This is a genomic window from Reyranella sp., from assembly GCF_965279625.1.
Classification (GTDB): Bacteria; Pseudomonadota; Alphaproteobacteria; order Reyranellales; family Reyranellaceae; genus Reyranella.
The window spans coordinates 2,375,062-2,390,926 of record NZ_OZ257251.1; the positions used below are offsets into that span (position 1 = coordinate 2,375,062).

Below are 15,865 nucleotides of genomic sequence, written 5' to 3' on the forward strand. Positions count from 1 at the left end.
CGATGAATGCATCCGCGCCCTATTCGGCGCGGATGCCCTGGGCGTCGATCACCGCTTTCCACTTAGCGCGATCGCGCACGATCGCCTGCTTCATGTCCGCGACGCTGCCGCCCAGCGGCTGGAAGCCCAGCGACTGCAGTCGCGCCCCGAATTCCTTGGTCGCCACGATCTTGCCGATCTCGGTATTGAGACGATCGATCACCTCCTTGGGCGTGCCGGCAGGCGCGCCGATGCCGAACCAGTTGTCGGCGCGATAATCCGGCAGGCCCGACTGGGCTATGGTGGGCACTCCCGGCAATTCGGGCGACGGCGGCGCGCTGGTGAAGGCGATGGCCCGCACCGCACCGGAGCGGACATACGGCAGGACCTCGGCCAGGTTGCCGAACATCATGTCGACCCGGCCGGCGATGATCTCGGCGATGGCCGGCGGACCGCCGCGGAAAGGCACGTGCAGCATCTTGATGTCGGCCATCGATGTGAAGAGCGCGGCCCACAGCTGGTAGGAACTGCCGACGCCCGACGAGCCGTAGGTCAGCTTGTCCGGATTGGCTTTCGCGTAATCGATGATCTCCTTGACCGTCTTGAAAGGCAGCTTCGGGTTCACGTAGAGCAGGTTCTCGACACCGGCGATCATGATCACCGGCATCAGATCCTTGTCGGGATCGAAGCTGAGCGTGACGCCCGGCATGACCGGCGCCGTCGATGCCATGCTCATCGTGTAGAGCAGGATCGTGTAGCCATCGCCCGGCGCGGAAGCGACGGCCTGGGCCGCGATCAGTCCGTTGGCGCCGGTACGATTCTCGACGATCACCTGCTGACCTAGCACGCCCGTCAGCTTCTCAGCGACGAGACGCGCCAGAATGTCGGTACCGCCGCCGGGCGGGAAACCATTGATCAGCTTGATCGGCTTGGTGGGCCAGGCCTGCGCCGAGGTGGTACCCGCGCCCAGCACCGTCGCCGCCAGCAGTGTGAGCAGCGCGACAGCCGTTTTCAGCCCGTTCCGCATCTTCATTCCTCCCGTTGTCCCGCACGATGAAACAGCGACCCGGCACCGACAAGAAATCGTTGGACGCCCATTCCGCAGGCCGCAAACATCACGGCATTGGAGGAACGTCGATTGAGTCTCACGAAGATGATGCAGGGCCCGACGCCGGTGCTGGCGCCGCTGGTGCTCGACCCGATGATGGCGCGCATGGCAGAGGAAGCGGGCTTTGAGGCGCTCTATCTCGGGGGCGGCGCGACCGGCTACCAGCGCATCTATCTAGAAGCCAACCTGACCCTGACCGAGCTCTGCCAGACGGCGCTCGAGATCCGCACCTCCTCGCGCCTGCCGCTGATCTTCGATGCCGCCGCGGGATTCGGCGACCCGATGCACATGCATCGCACCATGGGCATGACCGAGGCCGCGGGCTTCGCCGCCATCGAGGTTGAGGACCAGATCCTGCCGAAACGCGCCCATCATCACATCGGCATCGAGCACATGGTGCCGCTGGAAGACATGGTCGACAAGATCAGGGAGCTGGTGCGCGCCCGGCGCAATCCCGAGACGCACATCATCGCGCGCACCATCGCCGTGCGGTCGACTAACATCGACGACGCGATCCGTCGGTGCGAGGCCTACAAAAAGGCCGGCGCCGATTCGCTGCTGCTCATTCCTTACACGCAGGAAGCCGTGCGCTACATCGGCGAGCGGCTGAAGCCGCCACTGGTCAACATCCTGAAGCCGGGCGGCCTCGCCTCGCTCGACATGACGGCGTCCGACCTGCACGCCTGCGGCTTCCGCCTGCTGATCGATCCGGCAACGCCGCTGCTTGCCGCCTACGAGGCGATGAAGAAGGTCTATGCCGAACTGGCGACCAACGGCTTCGCAATCCGCTCCCGCCCGCAGGACGACTGGACGCGTCTGCAGAAGGAGCAGCACAGGACCGTCGACCTGCCGATGCTGATCGAGATCGAGAAGCGGACGACGGAGCAGCCTTAGCAGCCTGATTCAGGAGCCGATGCCTCCGAATCGTTTGTTTCGTTTATTCGTCGGAACTCCGACTTCTGCAACGGCCTGTTGGACGCTATTGAGGCGACGAGCAGGGCTGGCCCATCGTCGCGTAGGAAGCCATCGTCTTGCGGACCCAGTCTTCTTGGTCGAGCGGCCAAGTCCTCACGAACGAGCGCACGCCCGGCGCCAGGTGGGCGGCGTAGATGAAATCCTCCGCCTTGTAAGCCTGCACCAGGTCGGCCTCGGGAACGAGGCTGTCGTACGGACCGACGAAAGCCAGTCCTGCCTTCTCGTCGAAGCGGCCCACCGCCGGATAAGGCGATACGGATGCCAGGGCGTAGGCCCTGATGCTGTCGCCGGGCGCGAGGACCGGCGTGGGCCCACCGTTCAGTTCCTTCCGCCCGATCACGCGGCGGACATCGACGGTGAGGTCGACGCCGTTTGCATCCTGCGCATCCGGCCGGCGCCGCGCCGGCGCAGCCTCGACGGCACGCCCGACGAATATGGTGTTTGCGTCGCACAGAAGCTGTTCGGGCGAGATCGGTGTCAGGGCCGGCACTGCGGAGATGCCGGACATCACGGCCAGGGCGACCAGTGCCAGCAGGAACCGCAAGCGACCCACGCGTTTTACGCTTTCCAGTAATCCGACAGCTTCGCCGCCAGCCACTTGGCCAATGCCGCATTCACGGCGACAGGCTGTTCCTGCGCCATCCAGTGGCCGGATTGCACCACGACCTCGGTGAGATCGGCACAGTTCTGTCGCATGGGCTCGGCGAGCTTCGAGGTCATCGTCTCGCAGGTCGTGTCGTAGGCTCCATGCAGGAAAAGCACCGGCATCGCGAGCCTCCCGCCGTTCTTCGCCCGCTTCGCATAGGCGCCGTTGGCCTTGTGGTTCATGTACCAGGAGTCCGGTCCGAAGAAGCCGTTCCTCGCCAGCGCGGCGGCATAGGCCTCCATGTCCTGTTCGCTGAGCACGTCGGAATCGCGCGGCACGTCGGGACAGGCGCCGCCGCCGAACCAGCCGCCGGCGCGGCGCACCGTCGAGGTCGGCGCCGGCTTGCCGACGCGTGACGGATCGCCCTTGCGGAACAGCGCCTTCACCACGTTGAGCGGGTTTGCGTCGAAGCCCGCGCAGGCCTTGTCGAAGCTCTCCTCGTAGAAGAACTGGTAGTCCCACTGGCCGGCCGGGAACTGGGCCTCGGGATAGAGCGTGCGGTCGACCAGCGGCACGACGGTGTCGAGCGTGAAGCCGGTCGGCAGATAGGGCACGCACAGGCTCGCCACGCCCACCACCTTGTCGGGATGATGCGCCGCCATGTTCCAGACGACGGGGCTTCCCCAATCGTGGCCGATCCACACCGCCTTGTCGCGACCGAGTGCGGCCAGCAGCTCCACCATGTCGGCCACGATCTCTTCCTGCGCGAAATCCTCGTGCCGCATGTAGGTGCTGGAGCGGCCGTAGCCGCGCATGTCCGGCGCGATGCAGCGGAAGCCAAGGGCTGCAAAGGCCGGGAGCTGGTGCCGCCACGACAGCGACAGTTCGGGCCAGCCATGGACGAAGATCAGCAGCGGTGCCTCTTTCGCTCCGCAGGCGAGATAGCCCGTCGTGTGGCGGGCGGTCTTGACGGTGTGTTCGGTGACCGGGAATGTCATGGCAAGGAGAAGGTCACATGGAAATCGATACCGGCACAACCGAACTCTTGTGCAGCGTCCGCGACGGCGTCGCGCTGATCACGCTGAACCGCCCGGAGGCGCGCAACGCGATGTCGCCCGACCTCACCGAGGCGCTGCGCAACCAGATCAAGGCGCGTGGCGACGACGATGGCGTCGGTGCGCTGCTGATCACCGGCGCCGGCACCGCCTTCTGCAGCGGCGGCGATGTGAAGGGCATGGGTGGACGCGGGCCGCGCGGCCAGATGAGCCATGAGGAGCGGCTGGCCGACCTGCGCTGGCGCCAGACGCATCTCACCGGCGCGCTGGTCGCCGTGCGCAAGCCCACCATCGCAGCATTGCCCGGCGCCGCGGCGGGCGCGGGCCTCGCCATTGCGCTGGCCTGCGACATCCGCATCGCTGCGAAGTCCGCCTTCTGCACCACCGGCTACGCCAAGATCGGGCTCTCGGGCGACTACGGCATCTCCTGGCTGCTGACCCGTACCGTCGGCCCGATGCGGGCTCGCGAGCTGATGTTCACCTCCGAGAAGGTCGGCGCCGAGCGCTGCGAGCAGATCGGTCTCGTCAATCGCGTGGTCGACGACGCCAAGCTGCAGGACGAGGCCTTCGCCTTCGCCAAGTCGCTGGCCGAGGGCCCGAGGGTGGCGCTGCGCCACATGAAGGACAATCTCGACGAGGCGATGCACATCAATTACGCGGACGCGCACTATCGCGAGGCCGAGCGCCTGGTGCAGTCGTCGCGCACCGCCGATCACAAGGAGGCGGTGGCGTCCTTCGTCGAGAAGCGCAAGCCGGTGTTCAAGGGGCGCTAGAGCAGGTCGCGGCAGCCTAGATCTTCGATCGCGAGGTGAATGCGCTCCAGGTTGTTCCACCAGATGACCGGCGGAATCCGGGCGGCGTGATGCCAGATCGGCGTTGTGCTCTGCCACAATACCGACAGGCGATAGTCGTCCTGCAGGGAACGCCGGTCGTAGCCCGTCACGCCGTTCGCCACGAGTTCGGCGTGATGGAGATCAAGCAGGTGCGTCTCGGTCCGGCTGCGCAGGTCGGGATACCAGTGCAACGCCATCATATATGCGAGGTCGTCCGTTCCGGTATCGGGACGCCAGGCGTCCCAGTCGAAGAGGCGGGAATCGTCGGGTGCCTCGTTGCGCGACAGAAGGCAGTTCCAGACATGCGCATCCCCCTGCACGATCGTCATGTGGCGGCGCGAGAGGTAGCGCTCAGCCAGCCGCGGTGCGGCAGCGAACAGGCGGGCATAGAGGTCGCGCCGGTCCGCTGACAGACGCTCGCCCAGCACATCGGCGAAGCGTTCGTAGTTCGCCACGAGACCCGCCAGTGCGGTCTCGGTGCCAGCGGTCTCGTCCCACTTGCCGACCGTCGAGCCCAGTCGGGCATCGTCCCACCACGCGGCCTGGAAACGCGCCCTCACGCGCACGATCCGCTCGCATTGCGCCATCGACGGTGGCAGCGGCCATTGCGTCGCGACGAAGTGAGTGTCGGTCAAATCCTCGAGCAGCAAGTGCCAGCCGCTGCCTTCCTCCCACCGTGCGTCGAAGCAGCGGGGCAGCAAGCCCGTTGGACTCGAAGGCGCGACCTCATTGTAGAACGCCACTTCCCGCCGGCCGCTTTCCCAAGCACCACCCGGTCGGCCGGGGAGATCGGTCTTCAGCATCACCGAGCCGGGCGCCTCGGCCTGCGTACCTTCATAGGTGAGCCGTAGCCGTAGGAATTGCGACAGGAGCGTCTGGAACGACTTCTCGACGACCACGTCGGCGACGCGACCGCTCTCGTACATCACGCCACACCGGCGAAGCGCCCCGGTGACGAAAGCGGCATCGACGATCGTGGGCAGTGGTACGCTCATTGTGGAGCCCCGGCTCAATCCCTGTAGTTCGCGGCGCGCTTCTGCAGGTTGGACATGATGGCTTCGAGCTGGTTGGGCGAGCCGATCAGCTTCTGCTGCTCGACCGACTCCATCATCAGGCCCGAGGCGGCATCGGTCGCGACGGCGGCGTTGAGCAGCCGCTTGTTGGCGCGCATCGCGTCGGGGCTCTTGGAGGCGATCTCGCGCGCCGTCTCCAGCGCCGCGGCGCGCGGGTCGTCGACCACCTTCGTCACGAAACCCATGTCGCGTGCCTCGACGCCGTTGAAGATGCGGCCGGTATAGGTGAGTTCGCGCACGACATCCTCGCGCGCCAGATGGCGCATCAGCTGCGTGCCGGCGAGGTCGGGCACCAGGCCCCACTTGATCTCCATCACCGAGAAGCGCGCATCGGCAGTGGCGTAGCGGATGTCCGGGCCCAGCGCGATCTGGAAGCCGCCGCCGAACGCCACGCCATGGACGGCGGCGATCACCGGCACCGGCAGCTCGCGCCACAGCCAGGCGCATTGCTGCGGCCGGTTGGCGATGCCGTGGGTGCGCTTGGTGAGATCTCGAACGCCTGGCACCGCGTCGCCTTCGGCCTTCATCGCGGCAAAGCTGCCCATGTCGAGGCCGGCACAGAAGGCCTTGCCCTCGCCCGACAGAACGACGCAGCGCAGGCCCGGCATGGTGGCGAGCCTGGCGCCCGCCTCGATGATGCCTTCGAACATCGCCGGATCGAGCGCGTTCATCTTGTCGGCACGGATCAGGCGGACGTCGGCCACGCCGTCCTTGAAGTCGATCGAGACGCGGTCCTTCATTTCTCTCCCTCCGATTTCATCCATTCGCGCAGGCGGCGCTTCACTTCTTCCGGGTCGAGGCGCTTGGGCGGCTCGAGGCTGCCGTCGTCGCGCTTGGGCCACATCATGACCGCGATGCCGCGCTGCACGTCGGCGAAAGTGCAATCGTCCGGCAGCCGGTCGAGCAGCTCCCGAACCTGATCCTTCACAGTGCTCATCGCGTCACCATCAGCCAGAGGCCCTGCCCTATGTACACCGCACCGAGCGCCAGGATCACACGGCGCGTCCAGTGATAGAACTGCTTGTCCGACATACGGTCGAGGAAGCTGCGCGACAAGGTGGTGCCGATCACGGCAAAGACCGCGGCGTAGCCCATGACCAGCCACTGTTCGAGCTCGCGGCCGGCCGGACCTTCGATCACCATCGCGAAATAGAGGACCTTTGTCAGGTGCCCCAGCACCTGTGCCGCCGCCTTTGTGGCGACGTTGACCTGCCGCGTCATGCCGGTACGGACATAGAAGATGTCGAGCAGCGGACCGGTCACGCCCGAGACGAGCTGAATGGCGCCGCCGATCGCGCCCGCCAGGAAGGCCTGGCCGCCACGCTCGATGTTGGGCGCGATGCGCTGAGGCACGGCCAAGGCGACGAACGGCGTCAGCCCGACGGCCATCAGCACCAGCGCCTTGTCGGGCACGAAATCGAAGAAAGAGAAGACGACCAGCGACGAGCCGGCCCCGGCGCCGAACTGCAGCACGACGTTCCAGTTCACGTGATGGCGCCACAGCCAGGCGCGCCAGCCATTGGCCGCGATCTGGATGACGCCGTGGAACACCATCGCGACCGGCACCGGCAACAGGACCAGCAGGAAGCCGATCAGCAGCATCCCGCCCGCCATGCCGAAGATGCCGGAGACGAACGAGGTCACGACGGCCACGACCGCGAGTGCCGCCATTACGGGAAGGGAAAACATCGACAGCGGGCGTAGCGCAGCGTGCAGACCGTGTCGAGGATGGGCTAGTGTGCGCGCCATGACCGACACAGATCTTCTCTTCACTCCGGCCGTTCAGGCCGCCGCCCTCATCCGCACGAAGAAGCTTTCGCCCGTCGAATATCTCGACGCGGTGCTGAAGGCCGCCGAGCGAGCCAACCCGAAAATCAACTGCTTCCGCGAGGTCGCGGTCGATCAGGCAAGGCGCGACGCAAAGAAGGCCGAGGAAGCCGTCACACGGGGTGAAGTTCTGGGGCCCCTGCACGGTGTCCCGATCAGCGTGAAGGATCTGGTCGATGTCGAAGGTGTGCCGACGCGCCACGGCTCGGCGATCTTCGAAGGCAACGGCCCGGCGGCCGCCGACGATCTGTTGGTGCAGCGCCTGCGCAACGCGGGCGCCGTCATCTTCGCCAAGGCGACCACCCCCGAGTTCGGCGTCAAGGGCCTGACCGACGGTCCGTTTGGCGTGACGCGCAATCCGTGGAACCTCGAGCGGACGCCCGGCGGTTCGAGCGGCGGCGGCGCGGCGGCGGTGGCGGCGGGCCTCGGGCCCCTGTCGCTGGGCACCGACGGCGCGGGCTCGGTGCGCGGTCCCGCCTCCTGTTCGGGCCTGGTCGGCCTCAAGCCCACCCTGGGCGCCGTACCCTACGACACGACGCGCGACGCCTACGGCAACAACATCTATGCCGGGCCGCTGGCGCGCTCCGTCACCGATGCTGCGATCATGCATTCGGTGCTGGTCGGTCCCAGCGACAAGGATCCCTGGACCCTGAACGGTCCGTCGCAGAAGCCGCTGTCGCCGAAGCTGGCGGGTGCCGACCTCGCCGCCGTGCGCATCGGCTATATCGAGCTGACCGCCAATCCGCGCGTGGCCGCCGATGTGCGCACCAACACGCGCGCCGCGCTCGCGGCGTGGGAGGCGATGGGCGCCGAAGTCGAGGAGGTCACCGAGAAGATCGACTGGATCGAGTACGAAGGCCGGGTGCTCTACCAGGCGAATTTCGCCGTGTTCTGCGCGCAGTACCTGCCGAAGTGGCAGAACCAGATGGATCCGGTGACGCTGGCGTTCATGGAGCGCGGCGCCAAGTTCACCCTGGCCGATTTCCGCAACGCGCAGTTCGCGCGCACGACCCTGTTCCGCAAGATCCAGTCGCTGTTCGAGCGCTACGACTTCCTGGTGATGCCGACCAATGCACGCACGGCGCTCGACGTGACGCACGACGCGGCCAACGACGAGGTGGTGATCGACGGCGTGAAGTGCGGCATCACCCGCCAGGGCTGGACCTCCTACCAGTACCCGTTCAACCTCACCGGCCACCCCGCCTGCGCCTATCCGTCGGGCTTCGGCACCGACGGGCTGCCGACCTCGGTGCAGGTCGTGGGCAAGTGGGGCGCGGAGACCGACGTGCTGCGGATGGGCGCCCTGCTCGAAGCCGCACGGCCGTGGGCGCAGCACCGGCCGCCGGCCCTCTGAGAGCCGCCACGCGGGCAGCGCAGGGATCGAGCCTTTGCGCTGCCATAGTCGTTCTTCTAGGTTCCTCCCAAACATGAATGGGAGGATTCCATGCGTCTGATTGCGGTTTTCGCGGCCTTTCTTGGCCTCGCTGTCGGGCCGGCAACGGCCTCTGCGCAGGGCTTCGACAAGCCGATCAAGATCATGGCGCCCTATGCGCCGGGCGGGAACATCGACGTCACCGCGCGCATCATCGCCGACAAGCTGCGCGAGGTGTCGGGAGTCAGCGTCATCGTCGAGAACAAGGCCGGCGCCAGCGGCATGATCGGCAGCGACGTCGTCGCGCGCTCGGCGCCCGACGGGACGAGCCTGCTGGTCACGGCCAACTCGCTGGTCGCAGTCCCCGCCATCTATGGCAACGCGCCCTATGACTGGCGCACGGCCTTCACGCCGATCACCCACATCCAGCGCGTGCCGGCGGTCCTCGTCGTGCCGGCCGACTCGCCGATCAAGACGCTCGCCGACTTCATTGCCCAGGGCAAGGACGGCAAGTTCGCGGTCGCCGATTCCGGCCTCGGCACCACCAATCACCTCGCCGTCGAGCTGATCGCCGAGGCCACTGGCACCAAATACACGTCGGTTCACTACAAGGGGTCGGGCGCCGCCATGATCGACGTGATGGCGGGCCAGGTCCCGGCCCAGGTCGACCAGCTCAACGCCGCCATCGGCAACATCAAGTCGGGCAAGCTGCGCGCCATCGCCGTCTCGTCCGACAAGCGCATGCCGCAGATTCCCGACGTGCCGACCATGAAGGAAAGCGGCGTGAAGGGTCTCGAGGACTTCACCTTCGCGACCTTCACCGGCCTGTTCGGCCCCGCCAAGATGCCGCCCGACGTGGTGGCGAAGATCAACGAGGCGATGGTCAAGGTCCTGAGGGACCCGGCCGTCGTCGCGCGCTTCGCCGAGCTTGCGGCCGAGGCCTATCCGACCACCCCGCAGGAAACCGCGGCGATGTTCGAAGCGGAGGACAAGATGGTCGTCCCGCTTATCAAGAAGCTTCAGATCAAACCGGAGTAGCCATGTCCTTCTTGCCCGCTACCATCACGCCGATCGTCCTGCTGCTGGTCTCCAACGTCTTCATGACGTTCGCCTGGTACGGGCATCTGAAGTTCACCGACAAGCCGCTGTGGCTGGTCGTGGTGGCGAGCTGGGGCATCGCCTTCGTCGAATACTGTTTCGCCGTTCCGGCCAACCGGTACGGGCATGAGATCTACTCGGCGGCCGAACTCAAGACCATGCAGGAGGTGATCACGCTCACCGTGTTCGCCGCCTTCTCGGTCCTCTATCTCGGCGAACGCATCACCTCGAACCATCTGGTCGGCTTCGCGATGATCTGCGGCGGCGCCTTCTTCATCTTCAAGGGACCGCTCCCGTCGTGGTGAGGTGAGACGGTCTATTCGGCGGCCTGACCCGCACCGCTCAGGATGGCCTGCCTCGCCCTCTCCCCGGCGCGGCGATTGCGCCGCTTGATCCACCACATCAGGAATCCGGTGACGGCGAAGATCGGGATGATGACGCCCGAGACAAAGACCAGGAACTTGTAGGCGGCGCCCAGTCCGATGCCGTAGTGCAGCGCGCGCTGCCAGGTAATGACCTTCTCGCCGGCCGACATGGTCTGCGGATCGAACACGTCGACCACGGTCCGGCGATAGGGATCGACGATCACCGTGACGACCGGCGCGCCCTCCTCGTAGCCGGGCCGCACCAGACCGACGCGCAGTGCCTGGTCCGGGCGCGTCGGCAGGAACGCGTTCAGGAACCGCGTGCCGGGCACGCGCGCTCTCGCGAGTTCGATCGCCTCGTCGACATTCATCGCCGGCGTCCCGCGCATCGGCTCGACCCGGGCCTGGAACATCGCCGCGCGCATGTCGCGACCGGGCGACACGAGATTGACCGCGGCCGAGATCTGCTGCGGGAAGGCGAGATAGACGCCGGTGAAGTTCACCAGCATGAAGATCACCAGCGACCAGATGCCGACCGCGCCATGCAGCTCGCGGTTCAGGCGCAGCCCCTTGGCCTTGCGCCGAACCATGAAGGCCTGCTTCCACTGGCCGGATTTGGGCCACCAGAGATAGAGCCCGGAGCAGCCCAGCACGAGCATCGCCACGCCCAGCCAGCCCACGATCTCTCGGCCGAGACCGCCGGGGATGAAGATGTGTCCATGCAGGTCGTGGAAGAAGCGCACCCAGCCCGTCATGGCCTGCTGCGTCTGGAGGACCTGCAGCGACACCGGATCGATCAGGATCTGCAGGCTGCCGGCGAACGGGCTTTGCGTCGGCACACGTCCCTGCGCGGGCTGGCCCGGTTGCGGCGGCGCGCCGCCCGGCGGGCTCGCTTGCTGACCGCCGCGGAACTGCGGTCGCTCGCCGGCCATGCCTGGGCGCGACAGGCGTACGGCCGCCGGCTCGCCCGCCTCGATGGGCCAGCGGACTGCGATGGGAACCCGCCCGGTCTCGTTGTTGGCTGTCTTGGCGGCCTCGATCAGCCGCCCTGCAGACTGCCACTCGCCTTCCGTCTTCACGGCCGGCTCGCCCTGCCCCAGCAGATGCTCGATATCGTGCGCATAGACCAGCACCGCGCCGGTGATGCCCATCATCACCAGCGGCAGCAGCAGGATGAGGCCGATCCAGAGATGGATCTGCTGCAGCCAGTAGCGGAAGGTACGCCGCTGCGGCCTGGGACCCTTCGCCATCGTCATCATCCCCCGCCCAGCGCCACGGCGATGCGATACGTGAGGAAGGCCGCCACGTAAGCCAGCGCCAGCATGTAGAAGAACGTCACCCACAGCCAACGCCAGCCGCCGGTCTCGCGCCGGATGACGGCCAGGGTTGACGCGCATTGCGGTGCGAACACGTACCAGGCGAGGAAGGCCAGCGCCGTGGCGAGGCTCCATTGGGAGCTGAGGGCCTGGGCGATCTTGTCGGTGGCCTCCTCGCCGCCGCTGATCGCGTAGATCGTGCCGAGCGAGCCGACCGCGACCTCGCGCGCGGCCATGCCGGGGATCAGCGCCACGTTGATCTGCCAGTTGAAGCCCAGCGGCTCGGTCAGCGGCTGGATCGCCGTGCCGATCTTGGCAGCCAGGCTGTAGTTGATGGCGGGCTCGGTCGCGCCTTCCGGCGGCTGCGGGAACGTGGCCAGCACCCAGATCAGGATCATCATCGACAGGATGATCGTGCCGGCCCGCTTGAGGAAGATCGTGGCGCGCGTCCACAGGCCGATCGCGATGCTCTTGGCCTGGGGCAGCTTGTAGTCCGGGAGTTCGAGCATGAAGGGCTCGCCCGGCTTGCCGCGCCAGATCAGCCGCTTGACCACGAACGACACGCCGAGCGCGCTGGCGATGCCCACCGTGTAGAGGCCGAACATCACCAGCCCCTGCAGGCCGACGAAGCCCCAGACCTCTCGGTCGGGAATGAACGCCCCGATGATCAGCGTATAGACCGGGATGCGCGCCGAGCAGGTCATCAGCGGCGCCACCAGGATGGTGGTGAGGCGGTCGCGCCGGTCGTCGATCACGCGCGTCGCCATGACGCCCGGGATGGCACAGGCAAAGGACGACAGGAGCGGAATGAAGGCCCGCCCGTGCAGGCCGGCACCGCCCATGATGCGATCCATCAGGAAGGCCGCGCGCGCCATGTAGCCCAGGTCCTCCAGCAGGAGGATGAAGAAGAACAGGATGACGATCTGCGGCAGGAACACGATCACGCTGCCGACGCCACCGATCAGTCCGTCTTTCAGAAAGCTCTTCAGAAGGTCAGGGAGCGGCAGCCCCGCGACGAGGTCGCCAAGGAAATGAAAGCCGGCCTCGATCGCATCCATGCCGGGCTGCGCCCAGGCGAAGACCGCCTGGAACATCACGAACAGGATGGTGAGCAGCACGACCAGTCCCGCCACCGGATGCAGCAGCACCGCGTCGACGCGCGTCGTCAGACTGTCGGGCTTACCTTGTCCCTTCACCACGGAGGCGAGAATGCGGTCCGCCTCGCGCTGGGCGCTGCGCAGGGCGGCGGCGTCGGGCGTGGTCCAGAGCGTGCCGGTCGCGCGCTCTGCCATGGCAAGGCGGCGGTCGATCTCGGCCAGCAGCGCGTCGGTGCCGCCGCGGCGCACCGCGACGGAGGTCACGACGGGAACGCCGAGTTCCCGGCTGAGCCTCTCGGCGTCGATCTCGATGCCGCGCTTGCGCGCGATGTCCATCATGTTGAGCGACAGCATGATCGGCCGGCCGACCTGTTTCAGCTCGAGCACGAGGCGCAGCGCGAGCCGCAGGTTGGACGCGTCCGCCACACACACGATCAGGTCGGGGATCACGTCGCTCTGGGTCCGTCCCAGCACGATGTCGCGCGTCACCTCCTCGTCCGGCGAGCGCGCACGCAGCGAATAGGTGCCGGGCAGGTCGACGATCCGCACCGTGCGGCCGGCGGGCGTCGTCAGGGGCCCGACCTTCTTCTCGACGGTGACGCCCGGATAGTTGGCGACCTTCTGCCGGCTGCCGGTCAGCGCATTGAACAATGCCGTCTTGCCGCAATTGGGATTGCCGACGAGAGCGACCACGGGGGCGGCGGTGGACGCGCCGGAAGCGACGGATGGGGCGGCGGGGGCGGTGACGCTCACGGTTCGGCTCCGACGCTCACGAGGATGGCCATCGCCTCGCGACGGCGCAGGCCGATGGTGGTGTGGGCGACGCGCACGGCGATGGGATCGCCACCGAACAGGCCCTGGTGCAGGATTTCGACGTCGGCGCCTTCGACGAAGCCCAGCTCGATGAGGCGGCGCTCGAGCTCGGGCGCAGACATGCCTGCGGCGACGCGCCCCGCGGCGATGGCTTTTATGCGCCCACGGAAGCCCACGCGGGCGGTGCCAAGTGCTATTGTTGGTTCGCTGCTCATTGAGAGTAAGTCGTAGTAGCATCGAAAAGGCTGGCTCGCCAGCGGGAGGTAAGGAAATGGCAAATATCGTTCTGGCGCATGGCGCCTGGTCGGCGGCCTGGGCGTGGAAGAAGATGCGTCCCCTGCTGCAGGCGGCCGGCCACCAGTTCTACGCGCCGACCTATACCGGCCTCGGCGCGCGCGCCCATCTCGCCACGCCCGACGTCGACCTCTCGACCCACATCCAGGACATCGTCTCCGAGATCGAGTTCGAGGACCTGAACGACGTCGTCCTGCTGGGCCATTCCTATGGCGGCATGGTCGCCACGGGCGTTGCCGACAGGATCGCCCACCGTCTTGCACGCATCGTGTACATCGACGCCTTCGCGCCCAAGGACGGGCAGAGCCTGTTCGACCTGGTCGGGCCGAAGGCCGAGGGCAACATGCGCAAGGGCGCGGAGAGGGACGGCGACGGCTGGAAGATGCCCGTCAACCCGATGCCGCCGGATACCGCGCCCGAGGACGTGGCCTGGGCGAGCCCGCGCCGCCGGCCGCAGCCGATCAAGACCTTCGAGCAGAAGATCAAGCTCGAGTCGAAGGAGCCCCTGCCGCCGCGCGACTACATCTATGCGACCCGCAATGGCCCAGGCGACCCGTTCCGCCAGTTCGCCGACCGGGCGCGCAGCGAAGCCGGCTGGACCTGCCACGAACTCGACACCAGCCACAATCCGCACATCACATGCCCGAACGAGTTCATGGCCCTGCTGACCAAGATCATGGCGGGCGGCAAGTGAACAACGACCTGGCCTATTCGATCCTGGGCCAGCTGGGACGCAGCGCGCGCGCCGACGACCGGCTCACCCTCACCGGGGACGGCGATCCGGTGTTCCAGACGCCGTGGCGCGTCGGCACCGCCGGCGCCGCGGCGCTGGGTGCCGTCGGCCTCGCGGTTTCCGACCTGTGGCGACTGAAGACCGGCAGGGCCCAGTCGGTCTCGGTCGACCTCGCCGCCGCCACGGCCTCGCTGCGCTCCAACACCTACGTCCTGCGCAACGGCGAACGGCCGGTGTCGTGGGATCCGCTGTCCGGCCACTATCCGACGCGCGACGGCCGGCACATGTTCATCCACACCAACCATCCGCACCATCGCGCCGGCGCGCTGCGCATTGCCGGCGCCGAGGGCGACACGCGCGAGGCGCTGGCCGCCGCCGTCGCCAAATGGGACGGGCTCGCGATCGAGCAGGCGATTGCCGACGGCGGCTGCGTCGGCGGCCTGACGCGCAGCCGCGACGAATGGAACGCCTCGCCGCACGGGATTGCCGTGGCGAAGCTGCCGCTGATCGACATCGTGAAGATCGGCGACTCGCCGGCCGAGCCCCTGCCGGAGGGCGAACGCCCGCTGTCGGGCGTGCGCGCCTTCGACCTCACGCGCGTGCTGGCCGGTCCGACCAGCGGCCGCGTGCTGGCGGAGAACGGCGCCGACGTACTGCACGTCGCGGCCCCTCACCTGCCCTACCAGGCCGAACTGCTGATGGACACCGGGCACGGCAAGCGCTGCGCCTGGATCGACCTGCGCGAAGCCGCCGGCGTCGAGACGATGAAGGCGCTCCTGAAGGACGCCGACATCTTCACGCAGGGTTATCGCCCGGGCACGCTTGCGGCCCGCGGCTTCTCGCCCGAACAGGTGGCGGCGCTGCGGCCCGGCATCGTCTGCGTCAGCCTCTGCGCCTACGGCCATGAAGGCCCGTGGTCATCGCGTCGCGGCTTCGATTCGATCGTGCAGAACGTGACCGGCCTTGCCGCCACGCAAGGCTCGCTGGACAAGCCACGCAACCTGCCGGTCCAGGCCCTCGACTATATCGCGGGCTATCTCGGCGCGCTGGGCGCCCTGGTGGCGCTGGCCCGCCGGGTCGAGCAGGGCGGCTCCTGGCAGGTCCGCGTTTCGCTGGTCCAGGTGGCACACTGGCTCGCCAGCCTCGGCACCGTCGATGCCGCGCAGGGCGCCGCCGAACTGCCCGAGGCTGCACTGCTGCCGCTCCTTACCGAAAGCGTCGGCCCGCTCGGCCGGCTGCGTCACCTGAAGCCGGTGGTGCAGCTTGGTGAGACACCGGCCTATTACGCCCGTCCCGCCGAACCGCTCGGCACCTCTCCCGCGCAATGGATTTGAGTTCGAC

At 67.4% G+C, this 15,865-nt stretch carries 17 protein-coding genes; 7 read left to right on the forward strand and 10 right to left on the reverse strand.

The window, feature by feature from the left end:
• Positions 1 to 19 precede the first annotated feature (19 nt).
• The gene (locus tag ACQY78_RS11595; protein WP_428685743.1) at positions 20 to 1,012 is read right to left on the reverse strand and encodes a Bug family tripartite tricarboxylate transporter substrate binding protein; all 993 of its coding nucleotides are present in this window, start codon (positions 1,010 to 1,012) and stop codon (positions 20 to 22) included.
• Between the two features lie 105 nt (positions 1,013 to 1,117).
• Between ACQY78_RS11595 and ACQY78_RS11600 the strand changes: the two genes are divergently transcribed.
• Entirely contained in the window at positions 1,118 to 1,981 is an 864-nt protein-coding gene (locus ACQY78_RS11600; RefSeq protein WP_428685745.1) for an isocitrate lyase/PEP mutase family protein, read from the forward strand.
• A gap of 85 nt (positions 1,982 to 2,066) precedes the next feature.
• On the opposite strand, the gene ACQY78_RS11605 is transcribed toward ACQY78_RS11600, so the two are convergent.
• Positions 2,067 to 2,606: a hypothetical protein gene (locus ACQY78_RS11605; protein WP_428685747.1), complete on the reverse strand. Its 540-nt coding sequence runs from the start codon at positions 2,604 to 2,606 to the stop codon at positions 2,067 to 2,069.
• Between the two features lie 14 nt (positions 2,607 to 2,620).
• Positions 2,621 to 3,646, reverse strand: a complete 1,026-nt coding sequence (locus ACQY78_RS11610) for an alpha/beta hydrolase (RefSeq protein ID WP_428685749.1) — start codon at positions 3,644 to 3,646, stop codon at positions 2,621 to 2,623.
• 17 nt (positions 3,647 to 3,663) lie between these two features.
• Between ACQY78_RS11610 and ACQY78_RS11615 the strand changes: the two genes are divergently transcribed.
• Complete coding sequence (locus tag ACQY78_RS11615; RefSeq protein ID WP_428685751.1) at positions 3,664 to 4,476, forward strand: enoyl-CoA hydratase-related protein; 813 nt, start codon at positions 3,664 to 3,666, stop codon at positions 4,474 to 4,476.
• Here ACQY78_RS11615 and ACQY78_RS11620 read toward each other — a convergent pair.
• The 4 genes from ACQY78_RS11620 to ACQY78_RS11635 are packed head-to-tail and all read right to left on the reverse strand — an operon-like array spanning position 4,473 to position 7,298.
• Entirely contained in the window at positions 4,473 to 5,531 is a 1,059-nt protein-coding gene (locus ACQY78_RS11620) for an aminoglycoside phosphotransferase (protein WP_428685753.1), read from the reverse strand. The genes ACQY78_RS11615 and ACQY78_RS11620 overlap by 4 nt on opposite strands.
• Before the next feature lie 14 nt (positions 5,532 to 5,545).
• Positions 5,546 to 6,349 (reverse strand): crotonase/enoyl-CoA hydratase family protein, encoded by an 804-nt coding sequence (locus ACQY78_RS11625; RefSeq protein WP_428685754.1) that lies wholly within the window; start codon positions 6,347 to 6,349, stop codon positions 5,546 to 5,548.
• Entirely contained in the window at positions 6,346 to 6,546 is a 201-nt protein-coding gene (locus ACQY78_RS11630) for a hypothetical protein (RefSeq protein ID WP_428685756.1), read from the reverse strand. The genes ACQY78_RS11625 and ACQY78_RS11630 overlap by 4 nt, the downstream gene beginning before the upstream one ends.
• On the reverse strand, positions 6,543 to 7,298 hold the full coding sequence (locus tag ACQY78_RS11635; protein ID WP_428685758.1) for a TSUP family transporter: 756 nt from the start codon (positions 7,296 to 7,298) through the stop codon (positions 6,543 to 6,545). The genes ACQY78_RS11630 and ACQY78_RS11635 overlap by 4 nt, the downstream gene beginning before the upstream one ends.
• Before the next feature lie 58 nt (positions 7,299 to 7,356).
• Between ACQY78_RS11635 and ACQY78_RS11640 the strand changes: the two genes are divergently transcribed.
• The 3 genes from ACQY78_RS11640 to ACQY78_RS11650 all read left to right on the forward strand — a co-directional run bounded on the left by ACQY78_RS11640 (position 7,357) and on the right by ACQY78_RS11650 (position 10,211).
• Positions 7,357 to 8,790: an amidase gene (locus ACQY78_RS11640; protein WP_428685760.1), complete on the forward strand. Its 1,434-nt coding sequence runs from the start codon at positions 7,357 to 7,359 to the stop codon at positions 8,788 to 8,790.
• Between the two features lie 90 nt (positions 8,791 to 8,880).
• A complete protein-coding gene (locus ACQY78_RS11645) occupies positions 8,881 to 9,846 on the forward strand; it encodes a Bug family tripartite tricarboxylate transporter substrate binding protein (RefSeq protein ID WP_428685762.1) in 966 nt (321 codons plus the stop codon).
• A gap of 2 nt (positions 9,847 to 9,848) precedes the next feature.
• On the forward strand, positions 9,849 to 10,211 hold the full coding sequence (locus tag ACQY78_RS11650) for a DMT family protein (RefSeq protein WP_428685764.1): 363 nt from the start codon (positions 9,849 to 9,851) through the stop codon (positions 10,209 to 10,211).
• A gap of 11 nt (positions 10,212 to 10,222) precedes the next feature.
• Here ACQY78_RS11650 and ACQY78_RS11655 read toward each other — a convergent pair whose 3' ends face one another.
• From ACQY78_RS11655 to ACQY78_RS11665, 3 genes are read right to left on the reverse strand one after another with little or no spacing between them, the layout of a single operon-like run.
• Complete coding sequence (locus tag ACQY78_RS11655; RefSeq protein ID WP_428685766.1) at positions 10,223 to 11,521, reverse strand: PepSY-associated TM helix domain-containing protein; 1,299 nt, start codon at positions 11,519 to 11,521, stop codon at positions 10,223 to 10,225.
• Positions 11,522 to 11,526: 5 nt separating this feature from the next.
• Positions 11,527 to 13,377, reverse strand: a complete 1,851-nt coding sequence (gene feoB / locus ACQY78_RS11660; RefSeq protein ID WP_428686361.1) for a ferrous iron transport protein B — start codon at positions 13,375 to 13,377, stop codon at positions 11,527 to 11,529.
• 56 nt (positions 13,378 to 13,433) lie between these two features.
• Positions 13,434 to 13,712 (reverse strand): FeoA family protein, encoded by a 279-nt coding sequence (locus ACQY78_RS11665; RefSeq protein ID WP_425067688.1) that lies wholly within the window; start codon positions 13,710 to 13,712, stop codon positions 13,434 to 13,436.
• 56 nt (positions 13,713 to 13,768) lie between these two features.
• Between ACQY78_RS11665 and ACQY78_RS11670 the strand changes: the two genes are divergently transcribed.
• Both ACQY78_RS11670 and ACQY78_RS11675 read left to right on the forward strand, forming a co-directional pair.
• Entirely contained in the window at positions 13,769 to 14,485 is a 717-nt protein-coding gene (locus tag ACQY78_RS11670) for an alpha/beta hydrolase (protein WP_428685769.1), read from the forward strand.
• Positions 14,482 to 15,858, forward strand: coding sequence for a CoA transferase (locus ACQY78_RS11675; RefSeq protein ID WP_428685771.1), 1,377 nt, complete (start codon positions 14,482 to 14,484; stop codon positions 15,856 to 15,858). Before ACQY78_RS11670 ends, ACQY78_RS11675 begins: the two co-directional genes overlap by 4 nt.
• The last annotated feature ends 7 nt before the right edge of the window (positions 15,859 to 15,865 follow it).

Excerpts from the sequence above, each read along its gene's own strand:
- ACQY78_RS11595 (WP_428685743.1), bottom strand. The coding sequence starts at position 1,012 with ATGAAGATGCGGAACGGGCTGAAAACGGCTGTCGCGCTGCTCACACTG.
- ACQY78_RS11610 (WP_428685749.1), bottom strand. The coding sequence starts at position 3,646 with ATGACATTCCCGGTCACCGAACACACCGTCAAGACCGCCCGCCACACG.
- ACQY78_RS11615 (WP_428685751.1), top strand. The coding sequence starts at position 3,664 with ATGGAAATCGATACCGGCACAACCGAACTCTTGTGCAGCGTCCGCGAC.
- ACQY78_RS11620 (WP_428685753.1), bottom strand. The coding sequence starts at position 5,531 with ATGAGCGTACCACTGCCCACGATCGTCGATGCCGCTTTCGTCACCGGG.
- ACQY78_RS11625 (WP_428685754.1), bottom strand. The coding sequence starts at position 6,349 with ATGAAGGACCGCGTCTCGATCGACTTCAAGGACGGCGTGGCCGACGTC.
- ACQY78_RS11630 (WP_428685756.1), bottom strand. The coding sequence starts at position 6,546 with ATGAGCACTGTGAAGGATCAGGTTCGGGAGCTGCTCGACCGGCTGCCG.
- ACQY78_RS11635 (WP_428685758.1), bottom strand. The coding sequence starts at position 7,298 with ATGTTTTCCCTTCCCGTAATGGCGGCACTCGCGGTCGTGGCCGTCGTG.
- ACQY78_RS11640 (WP_428685760.1), top strand. The coding sequence starts at position 7,357 with ATGACCGACACAGATCTTCTCTTCACTCCGGCCGTTCAGGCCGCCGCC.
- ACQY78_RS11645 (WP_428685762.1), top strand. The coding sequence starts at position 8,881 with ATGCGTCTGATTGCGGTTTTCGCGGCCTTTCTTGGCCTCGCTGTCGGG.
- ACQY78_RS11650 (WP_428685764.1), top strand. The coding sequence starts at position 9,849 with ATGTCCTTCTTGCCCGCTACCATCACGCCGATCGTCCTGCTGCTGGTC.
- ACQY78_RS11655 (WP_428685766.1), bottom strand. The coding sequence starts at position 11,521 with ATGGCGAAGGGTCCCAGGCCGCAGCGGCGTACCTTCCGCTACTGGCTG.
- ACQY78_RS11665 (WP_425067688.1), bottom strand. The coding sequence starts at position 13,712 with ATGAGCAGCGAACCAACAATAGCACTTGGCACCGCCCGCGTGGGCTTC.
- ACQY78_RS11670 (WP_428685769.1), top strand. The coding sequence starts at position 13,769 with ATGGCAAATATCGTTCTGGCGCATGGCGCCTGGTCGGCGGCCTGGGCG.